The sequence below is a fragment of the Burkholderia sp. 22PA0099 genome, from assembly GCF_047497165.1.
Taxonomy (GTDB): Bacteria; Pseudomonadota; Gammaproteobacteria; order Burkholderiales; family Burkholderiaceae; genus Burkholderia.
Map to the genome: position 1 here is coordinate 1,865,153 of NZ_CP163165.1, position 15,481 is coordinate 1,880,633.

At 68.2% G+C, this 15,481-nt stretch carries 12 protein-coding genes and 1 tRNA gene; 5 read left to right on the top strand and 8 right to left on the bottom strand.

All coding sequences use genetic code 11. From position 1 onward, the window contains the following. Window positions 1-168 precede the first annotated feature (168 nt). Window positions 169-3,639: a transcription-repair coupling factor gene (gene mfd / locus AB4851_RS23925; protein WP_414451721.1), complete on the bottom strand. Its 3,471-nt coding sequence runs from the start codon at window positions 3,637-3,639 to the stop codon at window positions 169-171. Between the two features lie 112 nt (window positions 3,640-3,751). Here mfd and ispD point away from each other — a divergent pair, with 112 nt between their 5' ends. Both ispD and ispF read left to right on the top strand, forming a co-directional pair. After that, window positions 3,752-4,465 carry a 2-C-methyl-D-erythritol 4-phosphate cytidylyltransferase gene (gene ispD, locus AB4851_RS23930; protein WP_414451722.1) on the top strand — a complete coding sequence of 238 codons (714 nt, stop codon included), beginning with the start codon at window positions 3,752-3,754 and terminating at the stop codon, window positions 4,463-4,465. 26 nt (window positions 4,466-4,491) lie between these two features. Continuing rightward, on the top strand, window positions 4,492-4,977 hold the full coding sequence (ispF, locus tag AB4851_RS23935) for a 2-C-methyl-D-erythritol 2,4-cyclodiphosphate synthase (RefSeq protein ID WP_414442069.1): 486 nt from the start codon (window positions 4,492-4,494) through the stop codon (window positions 4,975-4,977). An 81-nt stretch (window positions 4,978-5,058) separates the two neighbouring features. Here the strand turns inward: ispF and AB4851_RS23940 are convergent, their stop codons facing one another. The 3 genes from AB4851_RS23940 to ompR form a co-directional block, all read right to left on the bottom strand. Then, the gene (locus tag AB4851_RS23940) at window positions 5,059-5,580 is read right to left on the bottom strand and encodes a redoxin domain-containing protein (protein WP_414451723.1); all 522 of its coding nucleotides are present in this window, start codon (window positions 5,578-5,580) and stop codon (window positions 5,059-5,061) included. Between the two features lie 162 nt (window positions 5,581-5,742). Continuing rightward, on the bottom strand, window positions 5,743-7,107 hold the full coding sequence (locus AB4851_RS23945) for an ATP-binding protein (protein WP_414442067.1): 1,365 nt from the start codon (window positions 7,105-7,107) through the stop codon (window positions 5,743-5,745). A gap of 72 nt (window positions 7,108-7,179) precedes the next feature. Further along, window positions 7,180-7,914 carry a two-component system response regulator OmpR gene (ompR, locus tag AB4851_RS23950; RefSeq protein ID WP_015875381.1) on the bottom strand — a complete coding sequence of 245 codons (735 nt, stop codon included), beginning with the start codon at window positions 7,912-7,914 and terminating at the stop codon, window positions 7,180-7,182. Between the two features lie 260 nt (window positions 7,915-8,174). Between ompR and AB4851_RS23955 the strand changes: the two genes are divergently transcribed. The 3 genes from AB4851_RS23955 to AB4851_RS23965 all read left to right on the top strand — a co-directional run bounded on the left by AB4851_RS23955 (window position 8,175) and on the right by AB4851_RS23965 (window position 11,454). Continuing rightward, window positions 8,175-8,471, top strand: coding sequence for a hypothetical protein (locus tag AB4851_RS23955; RefSeq protein WP_414451928.1), 297 nt, complete (start codon window positions 8,175-8,177; stop codon window positions 8,469-8,471). A gap of 282 nt (window positions 8,472-8,753) precedes the next feature. Next, complete coding sequence (locus AB4851_RS23960) at window positions 8,754-10,175, top strand: DUF1800 domain-containing protein (RefSeq protein ID WP_414451929.1); 1,422 nt, start codon at window positions 8,754-8,756, stop codon at window positions 10,173-10,175. A 28-nt stretch (window positions 10,176-10,203) separates the two neighbouring features. Beyond that, the gene (locus AB4851_RS23965) at window positions 10,204-11,454 is read left to right on the top strand and encodes a DUF1501 domain-containing protein (RefSeq protein ID WP_414451724.1); all 1,251 of its coding nucleotides are present in this window, start codon (window positions 10,204-10,206) and stop codon (window positions 11,452-11,454) included. A gap of 294 nt (window positions 11,455-11,748) precedes the next feature. Here AB4851_RS23965 and AB4851_RS23970 read toward each other — a convergent pair whose 3' ends face one another. From AB4851_RS23970 to AB4851_RS23985, 4 genes are all read right to left on the bottom strand, one after another. After that, window positions 11,749-12,633, bottom strand: coding sequence for a squalene/phytoene synthase family protein (locus AB4851_RS23970; protein ID WP_414451725.1), 885 nt, complete (start codon window positions 12,631-12,633; stop codon window positions 11,749-11,751). Window positions 12,634-12,818: 185 nt separating this feature from the next. Further along, window positions 12,819-12,905 (bottom strand) — tRNA-Leu (locus AB4851_RS23975). A 171-nt stretch (window positions 12,906-13,076) separates the two neighbouring features. Next, a complete protein-coding gene (locus AB4851_RS23980; RefSeq protein WP_414451726.1) occupies window positions 13,077-14,120 on the bottom strand; it encodes an ABC transporter permease in 1,044 nt (347 codons plus the stop codon). 1 nt (window position 14,121) lies between these two features. Beyond that, a complete protein-coding gene (locus AB4851_RS23985) occupies window positions 14,122-15,096 on the bottom strand; it encodes an ABC transporter permease (RefSeq protein WP_414442063.1) in 975 nt (324 codons plus the stop codon). Window positions 15,097-15,481 lie beyond the last annotated feature (385 nt).

Sequence of the window (15,481 nt, forward strand, 5' to 3'; positions counted from 1 at the left end):
CCGGATGGCAATACGAAAATCATACTCAAAAACAAGGCGGCCCGCGCTCGCGGGCCGCCTTGCAATGCAGCATGAAGAACATGGGGCGGCCGCCAGGCCGGGGCAGATCCGGCCCGGGCGGCGCAATCCGCAGCGGTGGCGGCGATGCCCGCGCTGCGGCAGCCGCGCTCAGCGCGCCGCCGCCTTCTTGCCGCCGCTGGGCTGGCCGAGCGCGCGCAGCGTTTCCTTGACGGTCGACACGCGGATCGCCGGGTCGGGCGTGCGCGTTTCGATGCGCAGCTTGTCCTGGCCGGCGAGCTTCACATGGCGATGCTTCTGCACCATCTCGATGATGCGCATCGGATCGATGGGCGGATCGGGCACGAACTGCAGGCCGATCGCCACCTCGCTCGCATCGATCTTGCTGATGCCGAGCGGCCGGGCCAGCAGCCGCAGCCGGTGCGTCTCGACCAGCGCGGTGGCCTGCGGCGGCAGTTTGCCGAAGCGATCGACCAGTTCCTCGTGGATCGCATCGATCGATTCGCCTTCCTCGCAGTTGGCGAGGCGCTTGTACAACGACAGCCGCTCCTGCACGTCGGCGCAGTAATCGGCCGGCAGGATCGCCGGCGTGTGCAGGTTGATCTCGGTGGTGGCGGCCAGCGGTGCGAGCAAGTCCGGCTCGCGGCCGTTCTTGAGCGCCTTCACGGCATCGTTGAGCATGTCCGTGTAGAGCTGGAAGCCGATCTCGTGGATCTCGCCCGATTGCTTGTCGCCGAGCACTTCGCCGGTGCCGCGGATCTCCAGGTCGTGCATCGCCAGATAGAAGCCCGAGCCGAGCTCCTCCATCTGCTGGATCGCTTCGAGCCGCCGCTGCGCCTGCTTGGTCAGCGACTGCGGATCGTGCACCAGCAGGTACGCATAGGCCTGGTGGTGCGAACGGCCCACGCGGCCGCGCAACTGGTGCAACTGCGCCAGCCCGAACTTGTCGGCGCGATGCATGATGATCGTGTTCGCGCTCGGCACGTCGATGCCGGTTTCGATGATGGTCGTGCAGAGCAGCACGTTGCTGCGCAGGCCCACGAAATCGCGCATCACGCGTTCCAGCTCACGCTCGTGCATCTGGCCGTGCGCGATCGCGATGCGCGCTTCCGGCACCAGCGCTTCCAGCATCGCCCGGCGGTTCTCGATGGTTTCGACCTCGTTGTGCAGGAAGTACACCTGCCCGCCGCGCTTCAGTTCGCGCAGCATCGCCTCGCGGATCACGCTGTCGTCCTCGCGCCGCACGAAGGTCTTGATCGCGAGCCGCTTCTGCGGCGCGGTGGCGATCACCGAGAAATCGCGCAGGCCTTCGAGCGCCATGCCGAGCGTGCGTGGAATGGGCGTGGCGGTCAGCGTCAGCACGTCGACCTCGGCGCGCAGCGCCTTCAGCGCTTCCTTCTGGCGCACGCCGAAGCGGTGTTCCTCGTCGATGATGACCAGCCCGAGCCGCTTGAACTGCACGTCCGAGGACAGCAGCTTGTGCGTGCCGATCACGATATCGACGCTGCCTTCGTTGATCTGCTGGATCGCCGCCGAGATTTCCTTGGTCGACTTGAAACGCGACAGTTCGGCCACGCGCACGGGCCAGTCGGCGAAACGGTCGATGAAGGTTTGCGTATGCTGTTCGGCCAGCAGCGTGGTGGGCGACAGCAGCGCGACCTGCTTGCCGCCGAGCACGGCGATGAACGCCGCGCGCAGCGCCACCTCGGTCTTGCCGAAGCCCACGTCGCCGCACACCAGGCGATCCATCGGCTTGCCGCTCGTCATGTCGCCGATCACGGCGGCGATCGCGGCGGCCTGGTCGGGCGTTTCCTCGAAGCCGAAGCTCTCGGCGAACTTCACGTAGTCGCGCGGATCGAGCGCGAACGCATGGCCCTCGCGCGCGGCGCGGCGTGCGTACAGGTTCAGCAGCTCGGCGGCGGTGTCGCGAATCTGTTGCGCCGCCTTGCGCTTGGCGCGCTCCCACTGGCCCGAGCCGAGCGCGTGCAGTGGTGCGCTGTCGGGGTCGGCGCCGCTGTAGCGCGAGATCACGTGCAGTTGCGACACCGGCACGTAGAGCTTGCTTTCGCCCGCGTATTCGAGATGCAGGAATTCGGTGTCGCCCTCGCCGAGATCCATCGACACCAGGCCCATGTAGCGGCCGATGCCATGCTGCGTGTGCACCACCGGGTCGCCCACCTTCAGCTCCGACAGGTCGCGCACCATCGCGTCGACGTTGCTGGCCTGCTCCTGGCGGCGGCGCCCGGTGCGACGGCCGGTGACGCCGTACAGCTCGGTTTCGGTGACGATCGCGTAGCCTTCGCCGGGCACCGCGAAGCCGCTCGAGAGCGGCGCGACGCCGAGCGCGAAACGCTCGTCGCTTTCGAGCCAGGCGGCGAAGCTGTCGTTGCCGGCCGGGCGCAGGCCGTTCTCGGTCAGCAGTTGCGCGATGGTTTCGCGGCGGCCGGCCGAATCGACCGTAAACAGCACGCGGTTCGGCGTGGTATCGAGGTAGTGGCGCAGCGTGGCGACCGGATCGTCGGCCTGCCGTTCGAGCGCGAGCGGCGGCAGCGCCGTGGCCCAGCCGCCGGCCGGCTGCGCGGGCAGCACGAGGCGCGCGAACGGCTTGGCGAGCGTGTAGAAATCCTCGTCGCTGAGGAACAGGCGCAGCGGTTCGAGAATCGGCCGCTCGCGATCGTGCGACAGGAACGTGTAGCGCTGCCGGGTGTCGGCCGTGAAGCGGCGGATCGCGTTGTCGAGATCGCCGGTGAACACCAGATGCGCGTTGTGCGGCAGATAGTGGAACAGCGTGGCCGTTTCGTCGAAGAACAGCGGCAGGTAATACTCGATGCCGGCCGACGGCACGCCGTTGCCGATGTCGCGGTAGATCGTGGCGCGGCTCGGATCGCCTTCGAAGGTTTCGCGCCAGCGGCTGCGGAACGTGGTGCGCGCGGCGTCGTCGAACGGGAATTCGCGGCCCGGCAGCATGCGCACGTCGCGTACCGGGTACAGGCTGCGCTGCGTGTCCGGATCGAACGCGCGGATCGAATCGACCTGATCGTCGAACAGGTCGAGCCGGTAGGGTAGCGGCGAGCCCATCGGGAACAGGTCGATCAACGAGCCGCGCACGCAGTATTCGCCCGGGCGCACCACCTGGCTCACGTGCTCGTAGCCGGCCAGCGTCAGCTGCGCCTTGAGCCTGGCCTCGTCGAGCCGCTCGCCCTGCTTGAACGCGAACGTGTAGGCGGCCAGGAACGAGGCCGGCGGCATGCGGTACAGCGCCGTGGTGGCCGGCACCAGCAGGATGTCGCAGCGCCCCTCGCCGAGATCGTGCAGCGTGGCGAGCCGTTCCGAGACCAGATCCTGGTGTGGCGAAAACGTATCGTAAGGCAGGGTTTCCCAGTCGGGCAGCAGCCGCACGCGTGCGTCGGGCGCGAAGTACGCCAGCTCCAGCGAGAGCCGCTGCGCGTCTGTCGCGTTCGCGCAGACCACCGCGAGCAACGGCACCTGCGCCTTGTGGGCGGCGAGATAGCGGGCGATGACGAGGCCATCGGCGGAGCCGAGCGCGCCGTCGAAGGCGAAGCGCTGGCCCGGTTTCACGAGTGCGACGGGGGACGACGGAGTGCTGGCGTTTTCTGGCATGGACGAGGCTGGAATGGCGAGCGCCGGGGCGCCGCGAGCGGCACGACGGTCGAGTCGAAAGACCTATTATAAAATCCTGCCTTCGATTTCCCTATTACCGGCGTTCGCTCACGTGACTCCCCGACTTTTTGCCCTGATTCCCTGTGCCGGCACCGGCAGCCGTTCCGGCTCGGCGCTGCCCAAGCAGTACCGCACGCTGGCCGGTCGGGCGCTGCTGCACTACACGCTGGCCGCGTTCGACGCGCTCAGCGAATTCTCGCAAACGCTGGTGGTGATCTCGCCGGACGACACGCATTTCGACGCGCGCCGCTTCGCTGGCCTGCGCTTCGCGGTCAGCCGTTGCGGCGGCGCATCGCGCCAGGCGTCGGTGCTGAACGGCCTGCTGCAGCTCTGCGCGGAATTCGGCGCGACCGATGCCGATTGGGTGCTGGTGCACGACGCCGCGCGCCCCGGCATCACGCCCGCGCTGATCCGCACGCTGATCGGCACGCTGAAGGACGACCCGGTGGGCGGCATCGTCGCGCTGCCGGTGGCCGATACGCTCAAGCGCGTGCCGGCCGGCGGCGACGAGATCGCCCGCACCGAATCGCGCGACGGGCTCTGGCAGGCGCAAACGCCGCAGATGTTCCGCATCGGCATGTTGCGCGACGCGATCCTCGCCGCGCAACACGACGGCCACGACCTGACCGACGAGGCCAGCGCGATCGAATGGGCCGGCCATGCGCCGCGCGTCGTGCAGGGCAACCTGCGCAACTTCAAGGTCACGTACCCCGAGGATTTCGATCTGGCCGAGGCATTCCTGTCCCGGCCGGCGAACGCCTCCTGATCCACTCAACCAGGAACCGACCCAGCATGGATTTCAGAATCGGACAAGGCTACGACGTACACCAACTGGTTCCCGGCCGGCCGCTCATCATCGGCGGCGTGACGATCCCCTACGAGCGCGGCCTGCTCGGCCACTCGGACGCCGACGTGCTGCTGCACGCGCTGACCGACGCGCTGTTCGGCGCGGCCGCGCTTGGCGATATCGGCCGTCATTTCTCGGACACCGATGCGCAGTTCAAGGGCGCCGACAGCCGCGTGCTGCTGCGCGAATGCGTGAAGCGCGTGACGGCCGCGGGCTTCACGATCCGCAACGTCGATACCACCGTGATCGCCCAGGCGCCGAAGCTCGCGCCGCACATCGACGCGATGCGCGCGAACATCGCCGACGATCTCGGCCTGCCGCTCGACCGCGTCAACGTCAAGGCGAAGACCAACGAGAAGCTCGGCTATCTGGGCCGCGGCGAAGGGATCGAGGCACAGGCGGCCGCGCTGCTGGTGCGCGAAGGCGCCTGAGTTTAGGCATCCGGCGTCAGCCGGTCGATGTCGACAACGCCCCGCCTCGCGCGGGGCGTTGTCGTTTTCGCGCGCCGGCCGCTATCGTGCCGCCTGCGCCGCGTCCTGCAACGCAGTGAGCACGCGCAGGATCTCCTGCGGCCGGCAGCCGGCTTCGAGCCGGTCGACCGAGACGTGCTGAATGGTGTTGTCGGTGTCGACGATGAACGTGGCGAGCAGGGCGGTGCCGGTGTCGCGGTCGCGCACGCCGAGCTGGTCGATCAGCTCGCCCTTCACGTCGCCGAACGCATGATGGTTGAGCCGCTCGAGTGCCGCATTCTCGCGCCGCCAGGCGAGCTTGACGCATTCGTTGTCGGCGCTGCCGCCGAGCAGCACCGCGCCGCGTTCGGCGAACGCCGGCTGCAGCCGGGCGAAGCCGGCGATCTGGTCGGCGCAGGCGGGGTCGAAATCGCGTGGATAGAAATAGATCACCTTCCAGTGATCGGGGAACGAGGCCTGCGTGATGGTTTCGTATGCCGAATGGCCGTTTTCCTCGGGCAACAGAAAGCCGGGGCGGGCGGCCATCACGGTGAATGCTTCGAGCGTGTCGCCGACGGTTTTCATGCACGGGCTCCTTGCGGTGCGTGGGTGTCACGCATCGACTATAGATCTATCGCGAGTGCATTCCAGTAGAAATTGGCTATTGATGTGCGTGCGATGCGAGCAGCGGGCCAATCATGGCCGCTGCCTGCGAAATGACGGAAAACGGAGGAAATGGAGCGGGGTTCAGGCTGCCGTGCGGGCGGCCTTGCCGGTCGGGAAGTCGAGCGACACCTCGAGGCCCGGCTCGGGCGCGCGGTTGCGCAGCTTCAGCGTGCCGCGATAGCGGCCGACGATGCGCAGCACGATCGCCATGCCGAGGCCGGTGCCGTCCGCCTTGCTGCGCGCCGCGTCGACGCGATAGAACGGGCGCATCACGAGCGGCAGTTGATCGTCGGGGATGCCGGGGCCTTCGTCGCGCACGATCAGCTCGACGCGAGTGGGCGAGCTGCGCGTTTCGACGACGATCCGCGCGATGCCGTCGTTGGCGCTCAGGCCGTACTTGCGCGCGTTCTCGACCAGGTTGCCGACCACGCGCCGCATGTCGGTTTCGTCGGCCTCGACCACGGCGGCCGGCGCCAGCTTCATGGTGATCTGCACGCCGTCCTCGTTGGCGAGGCGCGCGGCCACGTCGTGCGCGATCATCGACAGATCCACCGGTTCAAGCGCGCGTTGCGGCGTGGGCCGCGCGTAATCGATGAAGGCCGCGATGATGCGGTCCATCTGCTCGATGTCGTCGACCATCGCATCCTTGGTGGCCTGATCCGACGGGCTCATCTCGGTTTCGAGCCGCAGCCGCGCGAGCGGCGTGCGCAGGTCGTGCGAGATGCCGGCCAGCATCAGCGCGCGATCGGCGTCGAGCTGTTCGAGGTCGCGCACCATCTGGTTGAAGCTGCGGTTGGTGTCGGCCGCCACGCCCATGCCGCGCTCGGGCAGCGGCTCGGGCATCTGCCCGGCGCCCACCTTGCGTGCCGCGAGCGCGAGCCGCGAGAACGGCTGGTTCACGAGGCTCGTGATGAACGCCGAGCCGAGCAGCGAGAGCGCCAGCGCGAACAGGCCCCACCCGGCCCATTGCAGGCCCGTGACGGTGTCGAGCTGGTCGCGGTCGAGCGCGACCCAGTAATCGTCGTCGTCGATCTTGAAGCTGATCCACACGCCGGGAATCTCGTTGACCGATTGCGCGATCACGGTGTCGTCGCCGAGCCGGCTGCGGATGTCGTGCTCGATCAGGCGATTCAGCGATTCGTCGGGCTGGAGCTTGAATTTGTCGGATGTTTCGCGCGGGTAGACGCGCACGCCCTCGTTGCTCTCGAGATCCTGCAGCAGCGCGCGGCGCAGGTCGGGATCGGAATAGAGCAGGGCGGTGCGCGTGAGCTTGACGACCGCGACGAGCTGCAAGGCCACGCGCTGCGCGCGCGGCTCGCGCTCGATCACGCGAAAGCTCTGAAACCACGCGGCGAGGCTGACCGCGATCAGCAGGGCGATCAGCAGGAAGGTGCGCCAGAACAACCCGCCGAAAACGAGCGTCAGAAGGCGCCGGTCAATACGCATAGGGCGGACTGTCTAGGCTGGCGTGGCGTGGAAGGCCGGCGCGCGCGAACGCGCGCCGAGCAGGTCGGGCGATCAGGCCGCGCCGTCGGGGATGAACACGTAGCCGAGGCCCCAGACGGTCTGGATGAAACGCGGGCTGCCCGGATCGGGTTCGATCAGCTTGCGCAGGCGCGAGATCTGCACATCGAGGCTGCGGTCGAATACTTCATATTCGCGGCCGCGGGCCAGTTCCATGAGTTTCTCGCGCGACAGCGGCTGGCGCGGATGACGCGCGAACACTTTCAGCACCGAGAATTCGCCGGTGGTCAGCGGAATCTCCTGGCCGGATTTGGTCAGCGTGCGCGTGGCGAGATTCAGCGAGAACTCGCCGAATTCGAATACCTCGGTGGTTTCCGACGGCGCGCCCGGCAATTCGGCCGGCGCCTGGCGACGCAATACCGCGTGAATCCGCGCCACCAGCTCGCGCGGATTGAACGGCTTCGGCAGGTAATCGTCGGCACCCATTTCGAGGCCGACGATGCGATCGACGTCCTCGCCCTTCGCCGTCAGCATGATGATCGGCGTGCGGTCGTTGCTGCCGCGCAGGCGGCGACAGATCGACAGGCCGTCTTCACCGGGCAGCATCAGGTCGAGCACGAGCAGATCGAAACGTTCGCGGACCCAAAGCTTGTTCATGGCCGTCGCATTTTCGGCGACATACACGTTGAAGCCTTGTTCGCCGAGATAACGACGCAGCAAATCGCGCAAGCGGGGATCGTCGTCGACGACGAGGATTTTCGAGGGGTTTTTCGTTTCCATGGGCGGCATCTTATCGCGATTACGGAGGTGCGCACGGGCGCGGGATTTTACGAGTAACAGTCGGTTACAAAATTTACCCGTGCTGCGATGCTGAGTAAAGACAGTCGTTAGACACTCCTTTACTTGGCGCGGAAATTCAGTGGATACTCCACCCACTCGATATTTCGTAGTTCGTTTGCCCGATATTCGCCGGGTTTGTTCAAGTACCAGAGGTTAAACGGTTGCCGCGTGACGAAGGGAACAAATCGACCACAGAAGCGAGCACAGTGATGCGATCTCAGCGGATTGCATGCGCACTGACGATCGTGTTTGCCGGTCTCTTTGCATCGAACTTCGCTTGCGCGCAGCGCCAGGAGCGGGGCGGGCCGTTGCAGAAGGTGTCGCGCGGCCGTGCCGCGCCGCAACCGGCGCGTGATCAATTCGATCGTTTCGACGAGCCGTCAGGCCGTTCCGCCGTGTCCCCCGATCTCGACCAGCGCCGCCGCGACGGGCACATGACGCCCGAGGAACGCCACCTGCTGCGCCAGCATATCGAAGATGCCGTGCGCGAGCTTTACAAGCGCTAAGCACTGCGTTTCATTCTCCCCGATCTTGATGTCAGGACGTCGTGCGACGCACCGTTTGCGTGCGTGTGCATCGACATGCGCCACGTCAACGCCTTACCCGCGCCGTCCGTTTATCTGAAGTGATGCGCTTGCCGCGCCCGCTTGCCGTGGGGCGCCGGCCTGCGCGCAATCCAGGCCATCAGGGAGCGGCGTCGCATGCGTCGAATCGATACCGAAGTGTCTCGTCCGGGTACGCATGGCGCCCATGGCGTCACCCATGCCGCGGCCACCTGGCCGCCTTCGATGCAGGCGCTGCTCGACGCCGACGATGTTCGTTTCCTGCTGACGCGCACGGGTTTTGCCGCCTCGCCCGACGAGGTCGCGCGCCATGTCGGCACGACCCGCGCGGTGGCCGTCGAAGCGTTGCTCGATGGCGCGCGCCACGATACGTTCACGGCGATGCCGACATGGACCGACGAACCGCCGCCGCCGCGCGCCGTGCGCAACGCCTGGACGCCCGATCAGCGGCGCGACGATCAACGTCTGCAGTCGCAACGTTACGACGCGTTGCGCGCCTGGTGGCTCGACGCGATGCTGAGCACGCCTTCGCCGCTGGCCGAACGCATGACGCTGTTCTGGCATCGGCATTTCACCTCGGGGCAGGACAAGTCGCCGTATGCGCGCACGATGGCGATGCAGCACCGCCTGCTGCGCAGCGAGGCGCTCGGCAATTTCGGCACGATGCTGCACGCCGTCGCGAAGGACCCGGCGATGCTGCAATACCTCGACGGCGCGAGCAATCGCAAGGGCCGCCCCAACGAGAATTTCGCGCGCGAGGTGATGGAGTTGTTCACGCTCGGCGAAGGGCACTACACGCAGCACGACGTGACCGAGGCGGCGCGCGCGCTGACCGGTTGGGGCCTCGATCCCGATACGCTCGAAACGGTTTGGCATCCGAATCTTCATGACGACGGCATCAAGACCGTGCTCGGGCAGAGCGGCCCGCTCGACACCGACGGCGTGCTCGACATCCTGCTCGCGCAGCCCGAAACGGCGCGCTTCGTGTGCGCGAAGCTGTGGCGCGAGTTCGTTTCCGATACGCCCGATTCCGTCGAACTGGACGCGATCGCCGCGCGCTTTCGCGACAGCGGCTACGAGATCCGCGCGGCGCTCGTGGCGCTGCTGTCGAGCGACGCGTTCTGGAGCGATCGCGTGCGCGGCGTGCATGTGAAATCGCCGGTGGAGTTCGTGGTCGGCAACGTGCGGCTGTTCGCGATCGATTACGGCGATGCGGCGCAATTCGTGCCGGTCGTGCGCGGCCTCGGCGAGAACCTGTTCGCGCCGCCGAACGTCAAGGGCTGGCCGGGCGGCGCGATGTGGATCAATAGTGCGACGCTGCTCGCGCGCAAGCAGTTCGTCGAGCGCATGTTCCGGTCGACCACCGCGTCGGGCAAATCGGCGAAGGCAGTGCGGCCCGCGGCAGCCTCCGCAATGCAGACCGCCGCAATGGCGCAGCCTCCGCGTGGCGCGGCGATGCGCTTCGATCTCGACGACTGGCTCGCGCGATTCGGGGCGGCGCCGCAGGGCAAACCGTCGGTGTCGGTCGAATTGCAATTGCAGCACGCGGTGCTGCCGCTGTCGCCGGTCGCGGCGATCGATGCCGGTGCGAGCGGCGCGGCGTATTTGCGTGCGCTGCTGATGGATCCGGTCTATCAACTGTGCTGAAGCCGGCAACGGCGACGAGGACGCAAGCATGAAACGACGCGATTTCCTGAGGCTGGCCGGCATGGCGGGCGCGGCCGGCGTGACGATCTGGACGCCGGGCGCGCAGGCGGCCGAGGCGCTGGCCGGCGCGAACCTCGCGAGCCCGGCGGGCACAGCGCACGAAGCCGGGCATTACCGGCGCCTGCTGATCCTCGTCGAACTGAAGGGCGGCAACGACGGGCTGAACATGGTGGTGCCCTATGCCGATCCGCTCTATCGCACGCTGCGCCCGACGCTCGCGCTGCGCCGCGAGACGCTGCTGCCGCTCGACGAACGCGCGGCGCTGCATCCGTCGCTCGCGCCGTTGTTGCCGGCCTGGCAGGCGCACGAGCTGGCGGTGGTGCAGGGCGTCGGTTATCCGCAGCCGAATCTCTCGCATTTCCGCTCGATCGAGATCTGGGATACGGCCTCGCGCTCGGATGAATATCTCGGCGATGGCTGGCTGTCTCGCGCGTTCGCGCGCGCACCGGTGCCGCCGGGTTTCGCGGCCGATGGCGTGGTGTTCGGCAGCGCCGAGATGGGGCCGCTCGCGAACGGCGCGCGCGCGATCGTGCTCGTCAATCCGGCGCAGTTCATCGGCGCGGCGAAACTCGCGCATCCGGTGGCGCTGCGCGAGCAGAACCCGGCGCTCGCGCATCTGATCGACGTGGAGAACGACATCGTCAACGCGGCGGCGCGGCTGCGGCCGCGCGAGGGCGCGTTCGCGTTCGGCACGGCGTTTCCGGCCGGGCCGTTCGGCACCTCGGTGAAGACGGCGATGCAGGTGCTGGCCGCCTCCGAATCGCCGCAGCGGCAGCCGCTGGCGGGGCAGGGCGTGGCCGTGCTGCGGCTCACGCTGAACGGCTTCGACACGCATCAGAATCAGGCCGGCCAGCAGGCGGCGCTGTTCAAGCAGTTATCGGAAGGGCTGGCGGCGATGCGCTCGGCGCTCGTCGAGCTGGGGCGCTGGGACGACACGCTCGTGATGACCTATGCCGAGTTCGGCCGGCGCGTGCGCGAGAACCAGAGCGGTGGCACCGATCACGGCACGTCGGCGCCGCACTTCGTGATGGGCGGGCGCGTGCGCGGTGGCCTGTACGGCGAGACGCCGGCGCTCGCACGACTCGACGGCAACGGCAACCTGCCGGTGGCGGTCGATTTCCGGCAACTGTATGCGACGGTGCTCGGGCCGTGGTGGGGGATCGATTCATCTGCCGTGCTGCGCGGGCGCTTCGCGCCGCTGCCGTTGTTGCGCGTGTGAGTGGGCACGTGGGCGGTGAGTGGCGGTGTGCCATGCCGTTCAGAGCCTGCACGCGTGAGTGCCCGTGGGCGAATGGATGACTTATCAGCGGCGGCGCGCGACGCGACGTGTCACCTAAAGCCTTGCGTCTGAGCGCGCGTGAGCGGATGACTTATCAGCGGCGGCGGGCGGCGCGACGTGTCACCTAAAGCCTCGAGCCTGAGCGCGCCTGAGCGGGATGACCTATCAGCGGGGCGCGCAGCGCGACGTGTCGCCCACCGCCTTGCGTCTGAGTGCGCGTGAGCAGATGACCTATCAGCGGCGGCGCGCGGCGCGCCACGCCACCCACAGCTTGCGGATCGGCGTCAGCGCGATGCGTTGGTGCAGCACCTGGTACTGTTCGCGATCGATTTCGTCGAGCGTCGCCAGTGCCAGCGCACCGAGCGCGCGCAGCGTGCGCTGGGCGCGCCGCTCGGCGGCGGGAATCGCGTCGAGCGCTTCGTGCAGGGCCTTGCGCGCCCGCTCGGCCTGGAAAAACATCAGCTCGCTGAACGCCTGGCTGTAGCGCCGGTGCATGAGGTCGGCTGCCGTCACCTCGTAGCGCTGCAACTCGTCGATCGGCAGATACACGCGACCGTGACGCGCGTCGTGCCCCACGTCCTCGACGATCTGCGCGAGCACCAGCGCGTTGCCGAGCGCGAATGCCCAGTCGGGCGTTGTCCCGGCACGATCATCGGCGCCATCGCCGGCACTCGAACGGGCACCTGAGCCATCACCCGCGCCCGCGCTGTCGCGCGCGACCAGCGCCGCGAACCTGCCGCCCACGCCGCCGATATAGCGGCGCAGGTTCGCAAAATCCAGATAGCGTGCCTGTTCGAGATCCATTGCGAAGCCGTCGGCGAGCGCCTGCCACGCCGCGCCGTCGGGCGCGAGCCCCGGCGCGTGATGGGCGATGGCCTGCGTGACCGGGTGCGAGGCGTGGCCTTGCGCAAGCGCGGCGAGTTCGTTGCGCCACCAGGCGAGCTTGGTATGGCCGATGGTCGGATCGCTGGTTTCGCGCGTGGTTTCGTCCAGCTCGCGGCGCAGCGCGAACAGCGCGGTCAGCGCGCCCTGTCGGGCGAACGGCGCCTGACGGAGCGCGTAATAGGCGCTGGAGCCGGCCGGCGCGGCCTTCTGCTGGCAGTATTCGTCGAAATTCACGGGCGGGGCAACGGATGGACGTAAGCGGGCGGCCGGACACGGCGCAGGGGGATACCGCGCCGGGCCGGGCAAATGCGCGGCGATTCTAGCACCGACGCACCGGATCGCGGCATGGGCCCGCGGATCGGACAGCCGTGACACGTCGGGAACCGGAAAGGGGGCAACAGGGGGGCAATACGGGGGGATGGTGCGTGAGGCCGGACTCGAACCGGCACACCCTTGCGGGCGTCAGGACCTAAACCTGGTGCGTCTACCAATTTCGCCACTCACGCACATCGATGATCGGGAACACCGCCGCGTAGCGGCTGGAGCGTCCCGCGAACACGCCGCCAATGTGGAATCGGACGGCCGCCGAAAAGCGCGAGCGCGGATTCTAACCGATCTCCCCGCGCTTGTCTCTACCCGCCATGCCGGGCCTCGCGGGGAGCGCCGCGCCTGTTTGTCTAGCTCTTGCGCGAGCTGGTCAGCACCGTCTGCACGATCACCGCGAGCAGCAGGAACACGCCGCTGGCGAGGTTCTGGTAATAGGGGCTGAGCGTGCCGACCTGGTTGATGACGTTCTGGATCACACCGAGCAGCAGCACGCCGGCCAGCGGCCCGGTCATGGTGCCCACACCGCCCGTCAGCAGCACCCCGCCGATCACGGCTGCCGCGATCGATTGCAGCTCGTAGCCCGAGCCCGCGCCCGACAGCCCCGAATCCAGATGCGACGCCAGCAGCGCGCCCGCCAGCCCCGCCAGCGCACCGCTCAGGCCGTAGGTCAGGATCTTGATGCGCTCGACGCGCACGCCGAGCATGCGCGCTGCTTCCTCGTTGCCGCCGATCGCGAAGATCGCCGCGCCGTACGGCGTGGCGTTCAGCACCAGCGCGCCCACCGCATAGGCGATCACGAGCAGCCAGATCAGCGTGTTGACGCCGAAGATCGAACCGTTGGCGATCTGCGTGAAGAAGCCCGGGTTCTCGATCAGCAAATCCTGGCTGGCCAGCACCAGCGCCAGCCCCTTGAGGCCGAGCAGCGCGGCCAGCGTGACGATGAACGGCGCCATCCGCGCCCGTGCGATCAGCACGCCGTTGACGAGCCCCACCAGCAGGCCGACGGCGATCGGCGCGAGCATCGCCGCGCCCCAGCCGTAGGGTGCCGCATAGGCTGCCACCACGGTGCCGAGGCCCACCATCGAGCCGACCGACAGGTCGAAGCCGCCCATGATGATCACGAGGCTCTGGCCGATCGCGATCAGGCCGAGGAAAGAACCTGCGGAGACGATGTCCGCCAGATTGGCGGGACGCAGGAAAGCGGGAAACACCGCGCCGGCCACGGCGCACACGAGAATCAGGATGCCGATCGCGCCGCGTGACTGGATCAGCCCGACCAGGCGGGCACGGCGCGCCTTGCGGGCGAGCAGCGGGGCGGCCGAGGGCGCGGGGCGCAGGTTCGCGTCGGCGTCGAGCCGGCCCGTGCCGGATTCGAGGTTCGGACGTGCGTTCATCTCAGCCCCCTTGCCGCTGCAGATACAGCGCGACGACGATGAACACGGCCTTCAGGATCTGCGCATAGGTGAAGCTGACGTTGTTCATGATGAAGCTCGCATCGAGCACCTGCAGCAGCAGCACGCCGAACACCGTGCCGACGATCGAGATGCGCCCGCCCGACAGCGGCGTGCCGCCGATCACCGAGGCGGCGATCGCATCGAGTTCGAAATTGACGCCCACGTAGTTCGGGTCCGACGCGCCGAGCCGCGCCGATGCGAACACGCCGGCCAGGCCCGCCAGCGCACCGCTCGCCGCATACACGAGGAACAGCGTGCGGCGCACCGGAATGCCGGCCAGGAACGCCGCGCCGCGGCTCGCGCCGATCAGGATCGTGTAGCGGCCGAAGGTGGTGCGGCGTACCAGCAGCATGACCAGCAGGCCGAGCGCCAGCGCGATCAGCATCACCACCGGCAGCGGGCCGATCGCGCCGGTGCCGAGCAGGTCGAACGCGTCGGCGGGCGGCAGGCTCACGCGCGAGCCGCCGACCAGCGCTTGCGCGAGGCCGCGCGCGGCGACCAGCAGCGCGAGGCCCGAGATCAGCGGATCGATGCGCACGATCGACACCAGCGCGCCGTTGAAGATGCCGACCACCAGGCCGGCCGCGATCCCGGCCGCGATCGCGGTGCCGGTGCCGAAATCGAGGCAGACGGCCACCGTCGCGCTGGCCAGCGCCATCACCGAGCCGACCGACAGATCGATGCCGCGCGTGGCGATCGCGAGGTTCTGGCCGAGCGCGATCAGCACCACCGGCGCGGCTTCGAACAGCAGGCTGCGGGCGGCCAGCGGATTCGAGAAGCCGGGCGTGATCGCGAGATTGATCAGCACCAGGATCGCCAGCGCCACGTAGACGCTGTTCTCGCGTGCCCACACCAGCGCGGCGTGAGCGGGCAGCGCGCGGGGCGGGCGCTGCGCGGAAGGGTTGGAAAGGCTCAAGCTGTCCTCGTCGGTTCGGTGGAGCGGCCGGGCGCGGCGCGAAGCGCGCGCGGCCTGGCGGTTGTGCGGGCGATCTATCGGTCGGCTGCCGGGGCTGGGGCCGGCGTCGGGGGGCGTCCGGCGCGGCATCGCCGCCGGGGTCCTGGCCGCCCTGGGCGAGGATCGCCAGCACGTCGTCGGAGCTGGCGCCCTGCGTCGCGAGCGTGCCGGTGGTCACGCCTTCGTTGAGCACCACGAGGCGGTCGGTCAGTTCCAGCAGTTCTTCCATTTCGGACGAGGTCACGACCACCGCCAGCCCGTCGTCGGCCAGGCCGCGCACTACGCGGTGCACTTCCTCTTTCGCGCCGACGTCGATGCCGCGCGTCGGATCGTCGAGCAACAGCAC